The following is a 14,569-nucleotide window of genomic DNA, read 5'->3' as shown; positions in this document are numbered from 1 at the left end:
ACCGATGTAATTCGTTGTCGTGGCGCTCTTGAGATACCGATTTCGCAGATGCTGAGGGGTGCCTATGTTGAGAACGGCGGCGCACGGATTAAGGTGGGTGTCTCATCCACTGGACATCCGACAGGAGGCCGGCAGTGACCGAGCTGGGACAGGCGCGCAGGCTGCGCAACTACATTGCCGGGGAGTTCAAGGACGCCGCCGACGGGCGTACGACCGAGGTCGTCAACCCCGCCACCGGTGAGGTCTACGCGACCGCGCCGCTCTCCGGCCAGGCCGACGTCGACGCCGCGATGGAGGCCGCCGCGGCCGCCTTCCCGGCCTGGCGGGACACCACCCCCGCCGAGCGGCAGCGCGCGCTGCTGAAGATCGCCGACGCCTTCGAGGAGCGCGCCGAGGAGCTGATCGCCGCCGAGTCGGAGAACACCGGCAAGCCGCTGGGCCTGACGCGGAGCGAGGAAATCCCTCCGATGGTCGACCAGATCCGGTTCTTCGCGGGCGCCGCACGGATGCTCGAAGGCCGCTCCGCCGGGGAGTACATGGAGGGCCTCACCTCCTTCGTGCGCCGCGAGCCGATCGGCGTCTGCGCGCAGGTCGCCCCGTGGAACTACCCGATGATGATGGGCGTCTGGAAGTTCGCCCCGGCGCTGGCCGCGGGGAACACCGTCGTCCTCAAGCCCTCGGACACCACCCCGGCGTCGACCGTGCTGATGGCCGAGATCATCGGTTCGATCGTGCCCAAGGGCGTCTTCAACGTCATCTGCGGCGACCGTGACACCGGCCGCGCGATGGTCGAGCACCCGACGCCCGCGATGGCCTCCATCACCGGCTCGGTGCGCGCCGGCATGCAGGTGGCCGAGTCCGCGGCCAAGGACCTCAAGCGGGTCCACCTGGAGCTGGGCGGCAAGGCACCGGTCCTCGTCTTCCAGGACGCCGACCTCGCCGCGGCCGCCTCGGGCATCAGTGAGGCCGGGTTCTTCAACGCGGGCCAGGACTGTACCGCCGCCACCCGCGTCCTCGTCCACGAGTCGGTCCACGACGACTTCGTCGCCGCGCTGGCCAAGGCTGCAGCGGAGACGAAGACCGGGCAGCCCGACGACGAGGACGTGCTGTACGGCCCGCTCAACAACGCCGACCAGCTCGCCAAGGTCTCCGGCTTCATCGACCGACTCCCGGCCCACGCCAAGGTCGAGGCAGGGGGCCACCGGGTCGGCGACAAGGGGTACTTCTACGCCCCGACCGTGGTCAGCGGCCTGAAGCAGGACGACGAGATCATCCAGAACGAGGTCTTCGGACCCGTCATCACCGTCCAGTCCTTCCGCGACGAGGACCAGGCCCTCGAGTACGCCAACGGCGTCGAGTACGCCCTGGCCTCGTCCGTCTGGACCAAGGACCACGCACGCGCCATGCGCCTCTCGCGCCACCTCGACTTCGGCTGCGTGTGGATCAACACCCACATCCCGCTGGTCGCCGAGATGCCGCACGGCGGATTCAAGAAGTCCGGCTACGGCAAGGACCTGTCGGGGTACGGCTTCGACGACTACACGCGCGTCAAGCACGTGATGACGTCGCTGGAGGGCTAGACACCCGACGCCGCCGTCGCGGGCCGCCGCGGCCCGGTGACGCGGTCAGGGACAAAGGCCGGCGCCGCCCCGTTCACGGGGCGGCGCCGTGCTCTTTCGCGCAGGTACGGGGCGGTGTCCCGGGCGGGTGACGCGGTGCGCGGCGGGGGCGGTGCGCACGGACCGGGGGAAGACGCGTCGCGGCGTGACATCGACAGGCCGCGTGCGACCGGGGCCGGCTCGGCGGGAGATCCGGCCGGTCGCCGAGCCATGGGCCCCCGTCGCCGGGCGGTCAGGAGCGGGGGCGGCGGAGGCACCGCCCCGGCCCCGACGGGGCGGTGTACGGGGGGCGTCGGTAAGGGCAGCTCCGCCGCGTGAGCCCTTACGGGGTCTGCGGCGGGCGCCGCGAGGGGCCCAGGAGTTCCCGTAGGACGTCGATCCGGTTGGTGGTGAGGGAGTCGACGCCTACGGCGAGCAGGCGGCGCATCGTGCGCCTGGTGTCGGGTGTCCAGGCCGACACCAGCAGGCCGTCCCGGTGGGCGCGGTCGACCAGTTCGCGACTGACGAGGCCGAAGCGGTAGTTGAGCCAGCGAGGCCCTACGGCGGAGAGCAGCGCGGGGCGCGGCGGCGCCAGCGTCGTCCAGGTCAGGGCGATCTCCGCGTCGCCGTCCAGCGCGCGCACCTGGAGCATGGCCGAGGCGCCCCCTGTCCAGTACACGCGGTCTGCCGCCCCGCAGTCGCGCACCGTGCCGATCACCGCGGCGACGTCGCGGCGTGACGGTGCGCCCGGAAGGTCGAGCATGAGCCTGCTGTCCCGGGTCACGCGCAAGGCCTCGTCGAGACGCGGAAGCCTGCCGGCCGTCAGTTCGCAGACCGCGTCGGCCGACAAGGAGGCGAGGCGCCGCTCGTGGCCCCACAGTCGTTCAAGGGTGGCGTCGTGCAGCAGCATCGGTACACCGTCACCGGTGACCCGTACGTCCGCCTCGACGGCGTCCGCCCCGCGGTCGAGTGCCGAACGTAGCGAGGGAAGGGTGTTCTCCCGCATCAGGTACGGGTCGCCCCGATGGGCCACGGCGACGGCGCGAGGCGGCGCGGGCGCCGCGCCGGGGGAGGAGTGGGTGTCGTACGCGGTGGACATGGCCCCATGCTGCCCGACGGGACCTCGTCCCGTCGCGGTGGCTCATCCCTGGGCGAGCCAGCTCTCGGTCCAGGCGTCGATCTCCGCCGCGATCCGTTCCTTGCCGGCCTGGTCCAGGAACGAGGCCTCGACCGCGTTCTTGGCCAGCCCCGCGACCCCGCGTTCGTCGAGACCGAGGAGGCGGGCGGCCACGTCGTACTCGGAGTTGAGGTCCGTGCCGAACATCGGCGGGTCGTCGCTGTTGATGGTCACCAGCACGCCGGCGTCCACCAGCTTCTTCAACGGGTGCAGCCCGATCTCACTCACCGCACGGGTCGCCACGTTGGACGTCGGGCAGACCTCCAGCGGAATGCGGTGCTCTGCCAGGTGACGGAGCAGCTCCGGGTCCTGGACGGAGCTGATGCCGTGCCCGATGCGTTCGGCGCGCAGGGTGCGCAGCGCCTCCCACACCGTCTCGGGGCCGGTCGTCTCGCCGGCGTGCGGCACGCTGTGCAGTCCCGCATCGATCGCCTGGTCGAAGTACGGCTTGAACTGTGCCCGCGGAACGCCGATCTCCGGTCCGCCCAGGCCGAAGGAGACCAGGCCCTCGGGGCGCAGGTCGAGAGCGAGCCGCAGTGTTTCCTCGGCCGACTCCAGTCCGGCCTCGCCCGGGATGTCGAAGCACCAGCGCAGCACGATGCCGAACTCCGCCTCCGCCGCCTTCCGGGCGTCCTCTATGGCGTCCATGAAGGCGCGCTCGTCGATGCCCCGACGGGTGGAGCTGTACGGAGTCACCGTCAGCTCCGCGTAGCGGACGTTCTGGCGGGCCATGTCACGGGCCACCTCGAACGTCAGGAGGCGGATGTCCTCCGGGGTCCGGATCAGGTCGACAACCGAGAGGTACACCTGGATGAAGTGGGCGAAGTCCGTGAACGTGAAGTAGTCCGCCACCGCCTCCGGGTCGCTGGGCACCGCGGAGTCCGGGTGGCGGGCCGCCAGTTCGGCGACGATCCGCGGTGAGGCGGAGCCCACGTGGTGCACATGCAGTTCGGCCTTCGGCAGGCCCGCGATGAAGGCGTGCAGATCGGTCACGGTGTCCTCCGGCGTATGGTTCGGGCTTCGCCGTCCGGAGTGTGCCTCCGGGCGGGCCGGAGCCATCCTAGGCGCAGGCGGGGCGCCCACCGGTCGGCCCGTAGCATGACCGGACACCGGCACGAGGGGGTGGGCGCGATGCCCGAGGACGAACATCAGGCGGAGCGGCGCCGTGAAGACACCGACGAGTCATCTCCCGCCACGGTGATCGAATACGGGACCCCGCGTGACGACGATGGGGACGGGCGCACCGAGCCCTCGGCGGGGGAGCGCGGGGCGAGGGACGACAGAGGTGCGGACAGGACATCGGCGGGGGCTGGCGAGGCGTCCGCGGCGGATCCCGACGGCCGGACCTTCGCAGGCGCCTCGGTGGCCGGTCCGTCGCTGACCAAGAGCACGGACACGGAGCCGGCGGTGACGCCGGCCTCCGGGGCTCCGGAGCCCCGCACCGGGGCGCCCGCTGCCGCGACACCGGACGGGGCGGTGGCAGCCGACGCGGCGGCAGCCGGTGTGACGGCGGAACCGAGGGAGCGCCGGGATCTGTGGGCCCCGCCTGACCCGGCGGACCGGTCGCCCGGCCCCGCCCCCTACGGAGCGCAGCCGCTGGGCGCATCTCCCGGCGGCCACGGGGCCGCACCTGCCCCGCACGGCGCCGGTAGCCCCTACGCCGCGGCGTCGCCCCTTACACCGCCCAGGTCCGGCGGCCCCGTGCCCCCGCCGCCGATCGGCCCGGAAGGCCCCGGCCCGGCGCCCGTCGGCCCGCAGCAGCCGGCTCCGTGGTCGGCGCCGTACGGTGCGCCCCAGACCGGCCCGGTGCCGCCGCCGTACGCCGCGGCGGCACAGTCGCCCGCCCCGTACGGGGTGGCTCACGGCGCGGGTCCCGGATACCCCGTGGCCTATGGGTACACCGGCTGGGGGTGGCCGACCGGCCTGCGGAACGGGATGGGCGACGCCGGCCTCGCGCTCGGCATCATCGCCCTGGTCCTCTTCATCGCCTTTCCCCTGGCGATGATCCTCGGGGTTCTCGCGCTGATCTTCGGTGGCATCGGCCACGCCCGCGCGCGGCGCGGCGAAGCCGGGAACCGAGGTCAGGCCCTCGCGGGGATGATCTGCGGGGGCGTCGGCTTGGTGCTGGCGACACTGGTACTGGTTCTGGTGGTCAGCACGGCGGACGAGGAGCCGAACGGGCGCATGGACGAGGGCGGGTACTCGGCGACATCGGTTCGCTGACAGGCGACAGGCGACAGGCGACAGGCGACAGGCGACAGGCGGCCGGTGCGGTCGCGGCGGCGCGTCTCCCGTGGACCCTCGCACGGCACCGCCCGCCCGGAAAGCTGCGTGTGACAACAGAGCCCCGCACCCGCCCCGCCCCGGCCTCCGCCCCGTGGTGTGCGCGCTTCCTTCATCGCCCCGTACGCGCTCAGCAGCGCCCGGCGCCGAACCATGGAACCGCAGGTCGTTCGCGACGTACGGGGCGCCGCCGCCCCCGGGGCACGCCCCCGGGCACGCCGCCGGGTACCGCCTCGCGGGCCACGCCCTCGTGCCTGGCTGCCCTGACGCCCGCTCCGCGCCACCCCTCTCCCGCGCGCGCCGTCGTTTCCGCCCCTCACCGCAACCGCTCGCGCGCCGCCATCAGCGCGAATCCCAGCAGGTTCAGCCCGGGCCACCGCTCCGGATCGCCGGTCCGCTCATCGTCCCGGGGCAGGCCGACGCCCCAGATCCGGTCCAGCGGGCTGGCCTCGACCAGGACCCGCTCACCGGTTCCGAGGAGAAAGTTCCGTAGCGCGGGGTCGGAGCCGAACTTGTGCGTGCTGCCCTCGGTCACCAGGGCGAAACGCGCCTCGGTCCACGTCCGCTCGTCGAAGTCGCGCACCAGCCGCCCCGCGATCTTTGCCTCCGCCGGGGTCGCGGCGGCGAGGGCGCGACATTCGGCTTCCGCGTCACCGAAGAGGCGGGCCTTGCCGGCCATCATCCAGTGCTCGGCCGTCGCGTAGCGGATTCCGCCGACCGTGAACGGGGAGGGCCACCACTGGCTGAGGCAACCCGCGCCGAGCTGTCCGTCGCGACGCGGTGCGTGGCCCCAGAAAGGCAGATACTTCACCGCCCCGCCCGCGCGGGTGTACCGGATCAAGGCGTCACGTGAGGTGATGGTGTCCATGCACGGGAGCGTCGCACGCGTACCCGGCGCGGCGTCCGGGTTTTTCGCCCGTTTCTCGACGCCCGGCCGCTCGATGCGATCGGGAGTCGATAGATTCCGTTGCGTAACCAAAAGGAAACAACGGAATCACTTGTTGGGGTGTGAGCTTTCTGTCAGGATCAGCAGCCACGCCGAGCCGGAGCTACGCCGTGACCCGGGGGACGGGGCATGCGGTGGAGGAGAGCGACATGCACGAGAACCGCTTCCAGGTGGATGACCGTCTTGCGGCAGGTGCCCAGTTCATCGCCGGAGAACTGCGCCCCGGGACGTCAGGAACCAGTCACACGGTCGTCGACCCGGCCACCGGCCGACCCGTCCACACGTACGAACTCGCCGGGACGGAGGACGTGGACGCGGCGGTCGTCGCGGCCCGCGGCGCGCATCCTGGGTGGTCCGGCGCGACGCCCGGCGAGCGCTCCGACAAGCTGCACGCCCTCGCGGCGGTACTGGGCGAGTGCGCCGAGGAGTTCGCCCAGGCGGAGTCGCTCCAGTGCGGTAAGCCGCTGAAGCTGAGCCGCGAGTTCGACGTCCCCGGCACCGTCGACAACGCGGCGTTCTTCGCAGGCGCCGCGCGCCACCTGCAAGGGGCCTCCGCGGGTGAGTACAGCGGCGACCACACCTCGTACGTACGCCGCGAGCCCATCGGCGTCGTCGGGTCCATCGCTCCGTGGAACTATCCGCTGCAGATGGCCGCCTGGAAGATTCTGCCGGCCGTCGCCGCGGGCAACACCATCGTCCTGAAGCCTTCCGAACTCACGCCCTTCACCTCGCTGCTCTTCGCCGAGGCCGCCACGGCAGCAGGACTGCCCGACGGCGTCGTCAACATCGTGAGCGGTGCGGGCGTCGGCGCGGGCGAGCACCTGGTGGCCCACGAGGACGTCGCGATGACCTCCTTCACCGGCTCCACCGCCGTGGGCCGCCGCGTCGCCGAGATCGCGACCGCGGGCGTCAAGCGGCTCCACCTCGAACTCGGCGGCAAGGCGCCCTTCGTCGTCTTCGACGACGCCGACCTCGACGCGGCGGTCCACGGCGCCGTCGCGGGCGCGCTCATCAACTCCGGGCAGGACTGCACCGCCGCGACGCGCGCCTACGTGCAGCGGCCCCTGTACGACGCGTTCGTGGCGGGCGTGGCGGATCTGATGGCCACCGTCCAGGTCGGTGACCCGTTCGACCCCGCCACCGACATCGGCCCGCTCATCAGCCACGCGCACCGGGACCGCGTGGCGGGCTTCGTCGAACGGGCCCGGTCCTACGCCCGCGTCGTCGCCGGGGGCGCGGCGCCCGGCGGGGAACTCGCCGCGGGCGCGTACTACCGTCCTACGCTCATCGCCGACGCCCCGCAGGGCAGCGAGGTCGTCCAGGCCGAGGTCTTCGGCCCCGTCCTGGTCGTCCTTCCCTTCGACAGCGACGACGAGGGGCTACGGCTGGCCAACGACACCCCGTACGGCCTCGCCGCGTCCGCCTGGACCCGCGACGTCTTCCGCGCCGGGCGGGCCACGCGCGAGATCCAGGCCGGATGCGTGTGGGTCAACGACCACATCCCGATCCTCAGCGAGATGCCGCACGGCGGATACAAGGCGTCGGGGTTCGGCAAGGACATGTCGTCCTACTCCTTCGACGAGTACACCCGGATCAAGCACGTCATGTACGACAACACCGCGGTCGCGCGGAAGGACTGGCACCGCACCGTCTTCGGCCGCCGCTGACCGCCCGCACCATCGCCCCGTACGCCGCCACGCACCGACCCGTACGCCCCGCCCACCCGCACCGCCGTATCTCCCCGTATCCGCACCGCGGCGGTCACCGGAGCCGGTCCCGCCGCTCCCGGTGGCCGCCCCTTTCGAAAGGGTCCCCGCGCATGGAGCAGTACGAGCCCGGCCGCCCCACCCCGGCCCAGTTGGCAGCGATGCGGCGCGGGGCGCGTGCCGGCGCGCCGCGTGACCGCAGCGCCTTCAGCCGCCGGTCGCTGCTGCGTGCCACAGGCGGCGGGGCCCTGGCCGTGGGCGCACTGGGCACGGTGACCGCCTGCGGCATCCCGCCGGCGGCCGGGAACGTCCAGGCGGGCGCGTCGGAGGACCACTCGGCGAAGGAGAAGCGGCTCAGCTTCTCCAACTGGACCGAGTACATGGATCTGTCGGAGGACAAGAAGAGCCGTCCCACCCTCGACGCCTTCCAGCGGCGGACCGGCATCAAGGTCAAGTACACCGAGGACATCAACGACAACGTCGAGTTCTTCGGCAAGATCAAGCCGCAGCTCGCCGCGGGGCAGGACACCGGGCGCGACCTCATCTGCGTCACCGACTGGCTGGCCGCCCGCCTCATCCGCTTCGGCTGGGTACAGAAGCTCGACCCCGCCAACCTCCCGCACGCGTACTCCAACCTGTCGCCCCAGTTCCGCAACCCCGACTGGGACCCCGGGCGGGCCTACAGCTACCCATGGCAGGGCATCTCCACCGTCATCGCCTACAACGCCAAGGCGACCAAGGGCAAAGAGGCGACCTCGGTCCGGCAACTCCTGGAGGACCCTGCGCTCAAGGGAAGGGTCGGCTTCCTCTCCGAGATGCGCGACTCGGTGGGCATGACGCTGCTCGACTCCGGAAAGGACCCGGGCGACTTCACGGACGACGACTTCGACGCGGCGGTCGCCCGGATCCAGCAGGGCGTCGACAACGGGCAGATACGACGCTTCACCGGCAACGACTACACCTCCGACCTCGAATCGGGCGACCTCGCGGCCTGTCTCGCCTGGGCGGGCGACGTCGTCCAGCTCTCCGCCGGAACCCCCGACGTCCGCTTCCACATTCCCGACGGCGGCTACCTCACCTCCAGCGACAACCTCCTGGTGCCCAACAAGGCCCGGCACAAGACCAACGCCGAGAGGCTCATCGACTACTACTACGAGCCCAAGGTCGCCGCCGGGCTCGCGGCGTGGATCAACTTCGTCTGCCCCGTCGACGGGGTGAGGGCCGAGCTGGCCGAGATCGACAAGGAAGCTGCCGAGAATCCGCTGATCGTTCCGGACGCGGCCATGGCCGCGAAGTCGCGCTCCTTCCGTTCCCTGACCTCCGAGGAGGAGGCGCGGTACGAGGCGGCCTTCGCCAAGCTCACCACCTGAGCCCCGTCCGGCGCGTCGCGCGCCCCGTACGCCGGGCGCCCCGTCGCCGTACGCGCGAGCACTGTTTTCGCAGGTCGTGCGCCCCGTACGAGGCGTCGGCCCCGCACCGTACGAGGCGGTCGCGCCGCCCGGTACTACGCGGGCCCGCACGGCCCCGCGCCCGCCGCCATCACCTCCTGCTGTGCCCCGTCCGGTGCGGGCGGCGCCCCCTTCCACTTCTGCCCCCTCAATCCCCCGGGACCACTCCATGACCACCGATCGCGGCGGCGACGTCCGCCTCTCAGGGATCAGCAAGTCCTACGGCTCGTTCACCGCAGTCCACCCGCTCGACCTGACCGTGCCCGCCGGATCGTTCTTCGCCCTGCTCGGCGCCTCGGGCTGCGGCAAGACCACCACGCTCCGTATGATCGCCGGCCTGGAGGACCCCACCACCGGCTCAGTCCTGCTCGGGGAGCGCGACGTGACAGGGCTCCCCCCGTACAAGCGCCCCGTCAACACCGTCTTCCAGAGCTACGCCCTCTTCCCGCATCTCGACGTCTTCGAGAACATCGCCTTCGGACTGCGCCGACGCGGCATCAAGTCGGTGAGCGGGCAGGTCGGCGAGATGCTCGACCTGGTCGAGCTCGGCGACTTCGCCCGGCGCAAGCCGCACCAGCTCTCCGGTGGCCAGCAGCAGCGCGTCGCGGTCGCCCGGGCCCTCATCAACCACCCCCAGGTGCTCCTCCTCGACGAGCCGCTCGGTGCGCTCGACCTGAAGCTCCGCCGCCAGATGCAGCTCGAGCTCAAGCGCATCCAGACCGAGGTCGGCATCACCTTTGTCCACGTCACCCACGACCAGGAGGAGGCCATGACCATGGCCGACCAGGTCGCGGTCATGAACGGTGGCCGCGTCGAACAACTCGGCGCGCCCACCGACCTCTACGAAACGCCGCGGAGCACCTTCGTCGCCAACTTCCTCGGCACCTCCAACCTCGTCCCCGCCCGATTCGACGGCCGCGGCGGTGACCACCTCCTCCTGCGCGCCGGCGACACGCGGCTCACCCTGCCCGCCGCACGCAACGGCGCCACCGCCGCGACCGGTCCCGTCCTGCTCGGCATACGCCCAGAGAAGATCTCCCTCGCACCCGCCGCGGACGCCGCGGGCATACCCGACGGCCGTAACCGGCTCGCCGGCACCATCACCGCCACCAGCTTCATCGGCGTCTCCACCCAGTACGTGATCGACAGCCCCGTCTGCGCGGGCCTCGAGGTCTACGTCCAGAACGTCGAGCGCGACACCCGCCTCGCTCCCGGCGCCGAGGTGGTCCTGCACTGGAACCCGGAGCACTCCTTCGGCCTCGACGCCGCTCAGGACATCGACGCGGGCAGCGCCTTGGCGGAGGAGGACGCCGCCGCATGACCGCCACTCCGACCAAGCCGCCGGGCGCCGCGCCGCCTCGTCCGCGTAAACGGCGCGGCCGCCTCACCCCGTACTGGCTGCTGTTCCCCGGCATTCTCTGGCTGCTCGTCTTCTTCGCGCTGCCGATGGTCTACCAGGCGTCGACCTCGGTGCAGACCGGGTCGCTGGAGGACGGCTTCCAGGTGACGTGGCACTTCGCCACCTACGGGGAGGCGCTGGCCGAATACTGGCCCCAGTTCCTGCGCTCCGTGCTGTACGCGGGGGCGGCCACGGTGCTCTGTCTCGTGCTGGGGTACCCGCTGGCGTACCTCATCGCCTTCCGGGCGGGGCGGTGGCGCGGAGTGGTGCTGATCCTGGTGATCGCGCCGTTCTTCACCAGCTTCCTGATCCGCACGCTCGCCTGGAAGACGATCCTCTCGGACGGCGGGCCCGTCGTGGCCGTGCTGAACAGCCTCCACGTCCTCGATGTCACCGGTTGGCTCGGACTCACCCAGGGCGACCGCCTGCTCGCCACCCCCCTCGCGGTCATCTGCGGCCTCACGTACAACTTCCTGCCGTTCATGATCCTGCCGCTGTACACCTCGCTGGAACGCGTCGACGGGCGGCTGCACGAAGCGGCGGGGGACCTGTACGCGCACCCCTTCACGACGTTCCGGAAGGTGACGTTCCCGCTGTCGATGCCCGGTGTCGTCTCCGGGACGCTGCTGACCTTCATCCCGGCCAGCGGTGACTACGTCAACGCCGACCTGCTCGGCTCCACCGACACACGGATGATCGGCAACGTCATCCAGACACAGTTCCTGCGCATCCTCGACTACCCGACGGCGGCCGCGCTCTCCTTCATCCTCATGGCGGCGATCCTGTTCATGGTCACCTTCCACATCCGTAAGTCCGGGACGGAGGAGCTGGTCCGATGAGCTGGCTGCGCCGCAACCTCGTCGTCATCGCGGGCCTCGTCACGCTCGCCTTCCTGATCCTGCCCAACGCTGTCGTGCTCGCCTTCTCGTTCAACAAGCCCCGAGGCCGCTTCAACTACACGTGGCAGGAATTCTCCGTCGACGCGTGGCGGGACCCCTGCGGTGCCGCCGACCTGTGCGGCTCGCTCGCCCTCAGCCTTCAGATCGCCGGCTGGGCGACGCTCGGGGCGACCGTGCTGGGCGTCATGGTCGCGTTCGCACTGGTCCGCCACCGGTTCCGGGCGCGCTCCACGGTCAGCGCGCTGATCTTCCTGCCGATGGCCATGCCGGAAGTCGTGATGGCCGCCTCGCTGCTCACCCTCTTCCTCAACATGGGGGTGCAGCTCGGATTCTGGACGATCCTCATCGCCCACATCATGTTCTGCCTGAGCTTCGTCGTCACCGCCGTCAAGGCTCGGGTGATGTCGATGGACCCGCGCCTGGAACAGGCCGCCCAGGACCTCTACGCCGGCCCCGTGCAGACCTTCCTGCGCGTGACACTGCCCATCGCCGCCCCCGGCATCGCGGCCGGTGCCCTGCTGGCCTTCGCCCTGTCGTTCGACGACTTCATCATCACCAACTTCAACGCCGGTTCCACGGTCACCTTCCCCATGTACGTGTGGGGCTCGGCGCAGCGTGGGACGCCTGTCCAGATCAACGTGATCGGCACCGCCATGTTCGCGGTCGCCATCCTCCTCGTCCTCGCCGGGATGCTGCTCGGCAACCGGCGCAAGAAGCGGGCCCGATGAACGGCGCGGGGCGCCCCGTACCGCGCGGCACACACCGCGCAGTAACGGGCGCTCCGCGGCGTCACCCCGTACCGCGCACGACCGCAAGGGAGTTGACATCATGGCCGCACGTGCCATGACCAGCAGGTCAGCCGCTCTGTCGGACGCTTCGCCCGTCCCGTTCTGGCTCGACGCCCCAGGGCGCCCCACTCCCGAACCCGCCCTCGTCGGCGATGCCCGCTGCGACCTGCTGGTCGTGGGCGGCGGCTACAGCGGACTGTGGACGGCGCTCCTCGCCAAGGAACGCGATCCCGGCCGCGATGTGCTCCTGCTGGAGGGCCGGGAGGTCGGCTGGGCGGCCTCGGGCCGCAACGGCGGATTCTGCGCCGCGTCCCTCACTCACGGCACCGCCAACGGTCTCTCGCGCTGGCCGGCCGAGATGCGCCTCCTGGAAGAGCTCGGCGCCCGCAACCTCGACGCCATCGAATCCGCGGTTCACCGGTACGGCATGGACTGTGCCTTCGAACGCAGCGGGGAGATCTCGGTCGCCACCCAGCCCCACCACGTGACCGGGTTGCGCGACCTGTACGAGGAGATGGACGCCGCGGGCCTCGCGGCCGGCTGCGAACTGCTCGACGAGGACGCCGTGCGTGCCCACGTCGACTCGCCGACCTTCCTGGGCGGTCTCTGGGACCGCGACGGCGTGGCCCTGGTCGATCCCGCGCGGCTCGCCTGGGGCCTGAAGGCCGCCTGTCTGTCATTGGGCGTACGCGTCCACGAAGGCACCCCCGCCACGTCCCTCGCCCGCCACGGGGCGGGGATGGAGGTGCGCACGCTGCGGGGCGGCACGGTGCGCTGCGCGCAGGTCGCTCTCGGCACCAACGTCTTCCCCTCCCTCGTACGCCGCACCCGCCCCCTCACCGTCCCGGTCTACGACTACGCCCTGATGACCGAGCCGCTCGACGCCGCGCAACTCGCCGCCATCGGCTGGCACGACCGCCAGGGCCTCGGCGACAGCGCCAACCAGTTCCACTACTTCCGGCTGTCCTCGGACAACCGGATCCTGTGGGGTGGCTACGACGCGATCTACCCGTACGGCGGGAAGATGCGTGCCGCCCTGGACCAGCGACCCGAGACCTTCGACCGCCTGGCCGACCACTTCTTCGCGTGCTTCCCCCAACTGGAGGGCGTCCGCTTCACCCACGCCTGGGGAGGGGCGATCGACACCTGCTCGCGCTTCTCCGCCTTCTTCGGCACCGCGCACGGGGGGCGCGTCGCGTACGCGGCCGGCTACACGGGGCTCGGGGTCGGGGCCACCCGCTTCGGCGCCGACGTGATGCTCGACCTCCTCGGCGGAGAGGAGACCGAACGGACCTCTCTGGAAATGGTCCGCACCAAACCGCTGCCCTTCCCGCCGGAACCCTTCGCCTGGGCAGGCGTCGCTCTGACCAAGTGGTCGCTGGCGCGAGCGGACGAACGGGGCGGCCGTCGCAATCTCTGGCTGCGGGCCATGGACCGGATGGGCATGGGGTTCGACAGCTGACGTGGCTGTGGGGCGGGTGCTCGAGGCTGCGACAACGGGTCCCGGGGCGGCACGGGACGCGCGGGCTCACGTCACCGCCGTCCTGCGCGGCGCGTAAGTGGGCGCGCTTGCGGCGTGGGCCTTACATGGTGTGGGGAGGGGTAAGGGGCAGCGCCGCGGCGTAGCCCTTATTCACGCGGGTCGTCACGCGCTCCCGCCCGCCCCGTTCTGTCCGCGCGCTCCGGTGTCGACGGGGCGGTTCCGCCGCCTGCCCATGTGAGCCGGCTCACGGAGAGTCGGTCCCCGAATCCGCGTAATGCTCACAGTGAGAAGCGCTCTCGGCTAGTGACGGGATGTCCGACAGCGGAGGGGAAGCGTCATGACGGGGTTCCAGATGAAGACGGCTGTCGAATGGCTGCTGTCCGCCGCGCCGGACGCGGCCACGTGCCGTCGGCGCTGGGAGCGCGATCCGCACGGCATGGTTCTGCTGCCGGCGGGGGGTCTGTGGGACGTGCTGGTCCTTCCCGGGGAGCTTGGGCACCCCACTCTCGACGTGCTGAGTCGGTGTGCCGACCGGCCTGGCCCGGTGCTCTCGGAGTCGGGCGGGGTGCGGCTCGGCTTCTTCGTGCCGCCCGGCACCGCGTCACGGTGGCTGGGCACGGGCGTCCGCGCGGTCGGGCGCGGCGCGTGGATCGTGGTGCCGCACCCGGGGCGGCCCGCTGGCGTGACGAACTGGCTGGTCCGCCCGGACGGCTCAGGGACGCTGAACGACCCAGGGCTGCTGGAGCTCGCCATGCACGAAGCGGTGGCGGGGGAGGGGTAGTCGGTCCGCTGTCCGTCGCGGTGCTGGTGCGCCGCCCGGTTCGTTGCCTGGTTTTGGCGGG

12 protein-coding genes are annotated in these 14,569 nt (G+C 71.5%); 9 read left to right on the top strand and 3 right to left on the bottom strand.

The features are described from left to right. The first annotated feature begins 134 nt into the window (after positions 1 to 134). Positions 135 to 1,580: a gamma-aminobutyraldehyde dehydrogenase gene (locus Sdia_RS24480; RefSeq protein ID WP_100457652.1), complete on the top strand. Its 1,446-nt coding sequence runs from the start codon at positions 135 to 137 to the stop codon at positions 1,578 to 1,580. Between the two features lie 361 nt (positions 1,581 to 1,941). Here the strand turns inward: Sdia_RS24480 and Sdia_RS24475 are convergent, their stop codons facing one another. Both Sdia_RS24475 and Sdia_RS24470 read right to left on the bottom strand, forming a co-directional pair. Further along, complete coding sequence (locus Sdia_RS24475; RefSeq protein ID WP_124288223.1) at positions 1,942 to 2,697, bottom strand: glycerophosphodiester phosphodiesterase; 756 nt, start codon at positions 2,695 to 2,697, stop codon at positions 1,942 to 1,944. Positions 2,698 to 2,739: 42 nt separating this feature from the next. After that, the gene (locus Sdia_RS24470; RefSeq protein WP_371874295.1) at positions 2,740 to 3,834 is read right to left on the bottom strand and encodes an adenosine deaminase; all 1,095 of its coding nucleotides are present in this window, start codon (positions 3,832 to 3,834) and stop codon (positions 2,740 to 2,742) included. A gap of 876 nt (positions 3,835 to 4,710) precedes the next feature. Between Sdia_RS24470 and Sdia_RS30400 the strand changes: the two genes are divergently transcribed. Next, on the top strand, positions 4,711 to 4,998 hold the full coding sequence (locus tag Sdia_RS30400; protein WP_229831601.1) for a DUF4190 domain-containing protein: 288 nt from the start codon (positions 4,711 to 4,713) through the stop codon (positions 4,996 to 4,998). A gap of 376 nt (positions 4,999 to 5,374) precedes the next feature. Here the strand turns inward: Sdia_RS30400 and ybiA are convergent, their stop codons facing one another. Then, positions 5,375 to 5,926 (bottom strand): riboflavin biosynthesis intermediates N-glycosidase, encoded by a 552-nt coding sequence (gene ybiA, locus Sdia_RS24460; protein WP_124288225.1) that lies wholly within the window; start codon positions 5,924 to 5,926, stop codon positions 5,375 to 5,377. Positions 5,927 to 6,153: 227 nt separating this feature from the next. On the opposite strand from ybiA, the gene Sdia_RS24455 reads away from it, so the two are divergent. From Sdia_RS24455 to Sdia_RS24425, 7 genes are all read left to right on the top strand, one after another. Beyond that, positions 6,154 to 7,671: a gamma-aminobutyraldehyde dehydrogenase gene (locus Sdia_RS24455; RefSeq protein WP_189500516.1), complete on the top strand. Its 1,518-nt coding sequence runs from the start codon at positions 6,154 to 6,156 to the stop codon at positions 7,669 to 7,671. A gap of 152 nt (positions 7,672 to 7,823) precedes the next feature. Then, a complete protein-coding gene (locus Sdia_RS24450; protein ID WP_189500515.1) occupies positions 7,824 to 9,080 on the top strand; it encodes a polyamine ABC transporter substrate-binding protein in 1,257 nt (418 codons plus the stop codon). Between the two features lie 247 nt (positions 9,081 to 9,327). Then, on the top strand, positions 9,328 to 10,479 hold the full coding sequence (locus tag Sdia_RS24445; protein ID WP_189401031.1) for an ABC transporter ATP-binding protein: 1,152 nt from the start codon (positions 9,328 to 9,330) through the stop codon (positions 10,477 to 10,479). Beyond that, positions 10,476 to 11,396, top strand: coding sequence for an ABC transporter permease (locus Sdia_RS24440; RefSeq protein WP_100457644.1), 921 nt, complete (start codon positions 10,476 to 10,478; stop codon positions 11,394 to 11,396). The genes Sdia_RS24445 and Sdia_RS24440 overlap by 4 nt, the downstream gene beginning before the upstream one ends. Next, complete coding sequence (locus Sdia_RS24435) at positions 11,393 to 12,184, top strand: ABC transporter permease (protein ID WP_100457643.1); 792 nt, start codon at positions 11,393 to 11,395, stop codon at positions 12,182 to 12,184. Before Sdia_RS24440 ends, Sdia_RS24435 begins: the two co-directional genes overlap by 4 nt. Positions 12,185 to 12,284: 100 nt before the next feature. Then, positions 12,285 to 13,706 (top strand): NAD(P)/FAD-dependent oxidoreductase, encoded by a 1,422-nt coding sequence (locus Sdia_RS24430; RefSeq protein WP_189500514.1) that lies wholly within the window; start codon positions 12,285 to 12,287, stop codon positions 13,704 to 13,706. Between the two features lie 358 nt (positions 13,707 to 14,064). Beyond that, positions 14,065 to 14,508 (top strand): bifunctional DNA primase/polymerase, encoded by a 444-nt coding sequence (locus tag Sdia_RS24425; protein ID WP_189500513.1) that lies wholly within the window; start codon positions 14,065 to 14,067, stop codon positions 14,506 to 14,508. The last annotated feature ends 61 nt before the right edge of the window (positions 14,509 to 14,569 follow it).

It is taken from the genome of Streptomyces diastaticus subsp. diastaticus, from assembly GCF_011170125.1.
In the GTDB taxonomy this organism is placed as follows: Bacteria; Actinomycetota; Actinomycetes; order Streptomycetales; family Streptomycetaceae; genus Streptomyces; species Streptomyces diastaticus.
The sequence above is the reverse complement of the archived record's forward strand: the minus strand, read 5'-3'. Positions and strand labels throughout refer to the sequence as shown.

Coding starts and splice junctions, on each gene's coding strand:
- Sdia_RS24470 (WP_371874295.1), bottom strand. CDS start 3,834: ATGGCTCCGGCCCGCCCGGAGGCACACTCCGGACGGCGAAGCCCGAAC.
- ybiA (WP_124288225.1), bottom strand. CDS start 5,926: ATGGACACCATCACCTCACGTGACGCCTTGATCCGGTACACCCGCGCG.
- Sdia_RS24455 (WP_189500516.1), top strand. CDS start 6,154: ATGCACGAGAACCGCTTCCAGGTGGATGACCGTCTTGCGGCAGGTGCC.
- Sdia_RS24445 (WP_189401031.1), top strand. CDS start 9,328: ATGACCACCGATCGCGGCGGCGACGTCCGCCTCTCAGGGATCAGCAAG.
- Sdia_RS24430 (WP_189500514.1), top strand. CDS start 12,285: ATGGCCGCACGTGCCATGACCAGCAGGTCAGCCGCTCTGTCGGACGCT.
- Sdia_RS24440 (WP_100457644.1), top strand. CDS start 10,476: ATGACCGCCACTCCGACCAAGCCGCCGGGCGCCGCGCCGCCTCGTCCG.
- Sdia_RS24475 (WP_124288223.1), bottom strand. CDS start 2,697: ATGTCCACCGCGTACGACACCCACTCCTCCCCCGGCGCGGCGCCCGCG.
- Sdia_RS30400 (WP_229831601.1), top strand. CDS start 4,711: ATGGGCGACGCCGGCCTCGCGCTCGGCATCATCGCCCTGGTCCTCTTC.
- Sdia_RS24425 (WP_189500513.1), top strand. CDS start 14,065: ATGACGGGGTTCCAGATGAAGACGGCTGTCGAATGGCTGCTGTCCGCC.
- Sdia_RS24450 (WP_189500515.1), top strand. CDS start 7,824: ATGGAGCAGTACGAGCCCGGCCGCCCCACCCCGGCCCAGTTGGCAGCG.
- Sdia_RS24435 (WP_100457643.1), top strand. CDS start 11,393: ATGAGCTGGCTGCGCCGCAACCTCGTCGTCATCGCGGGCCTCGTCACG.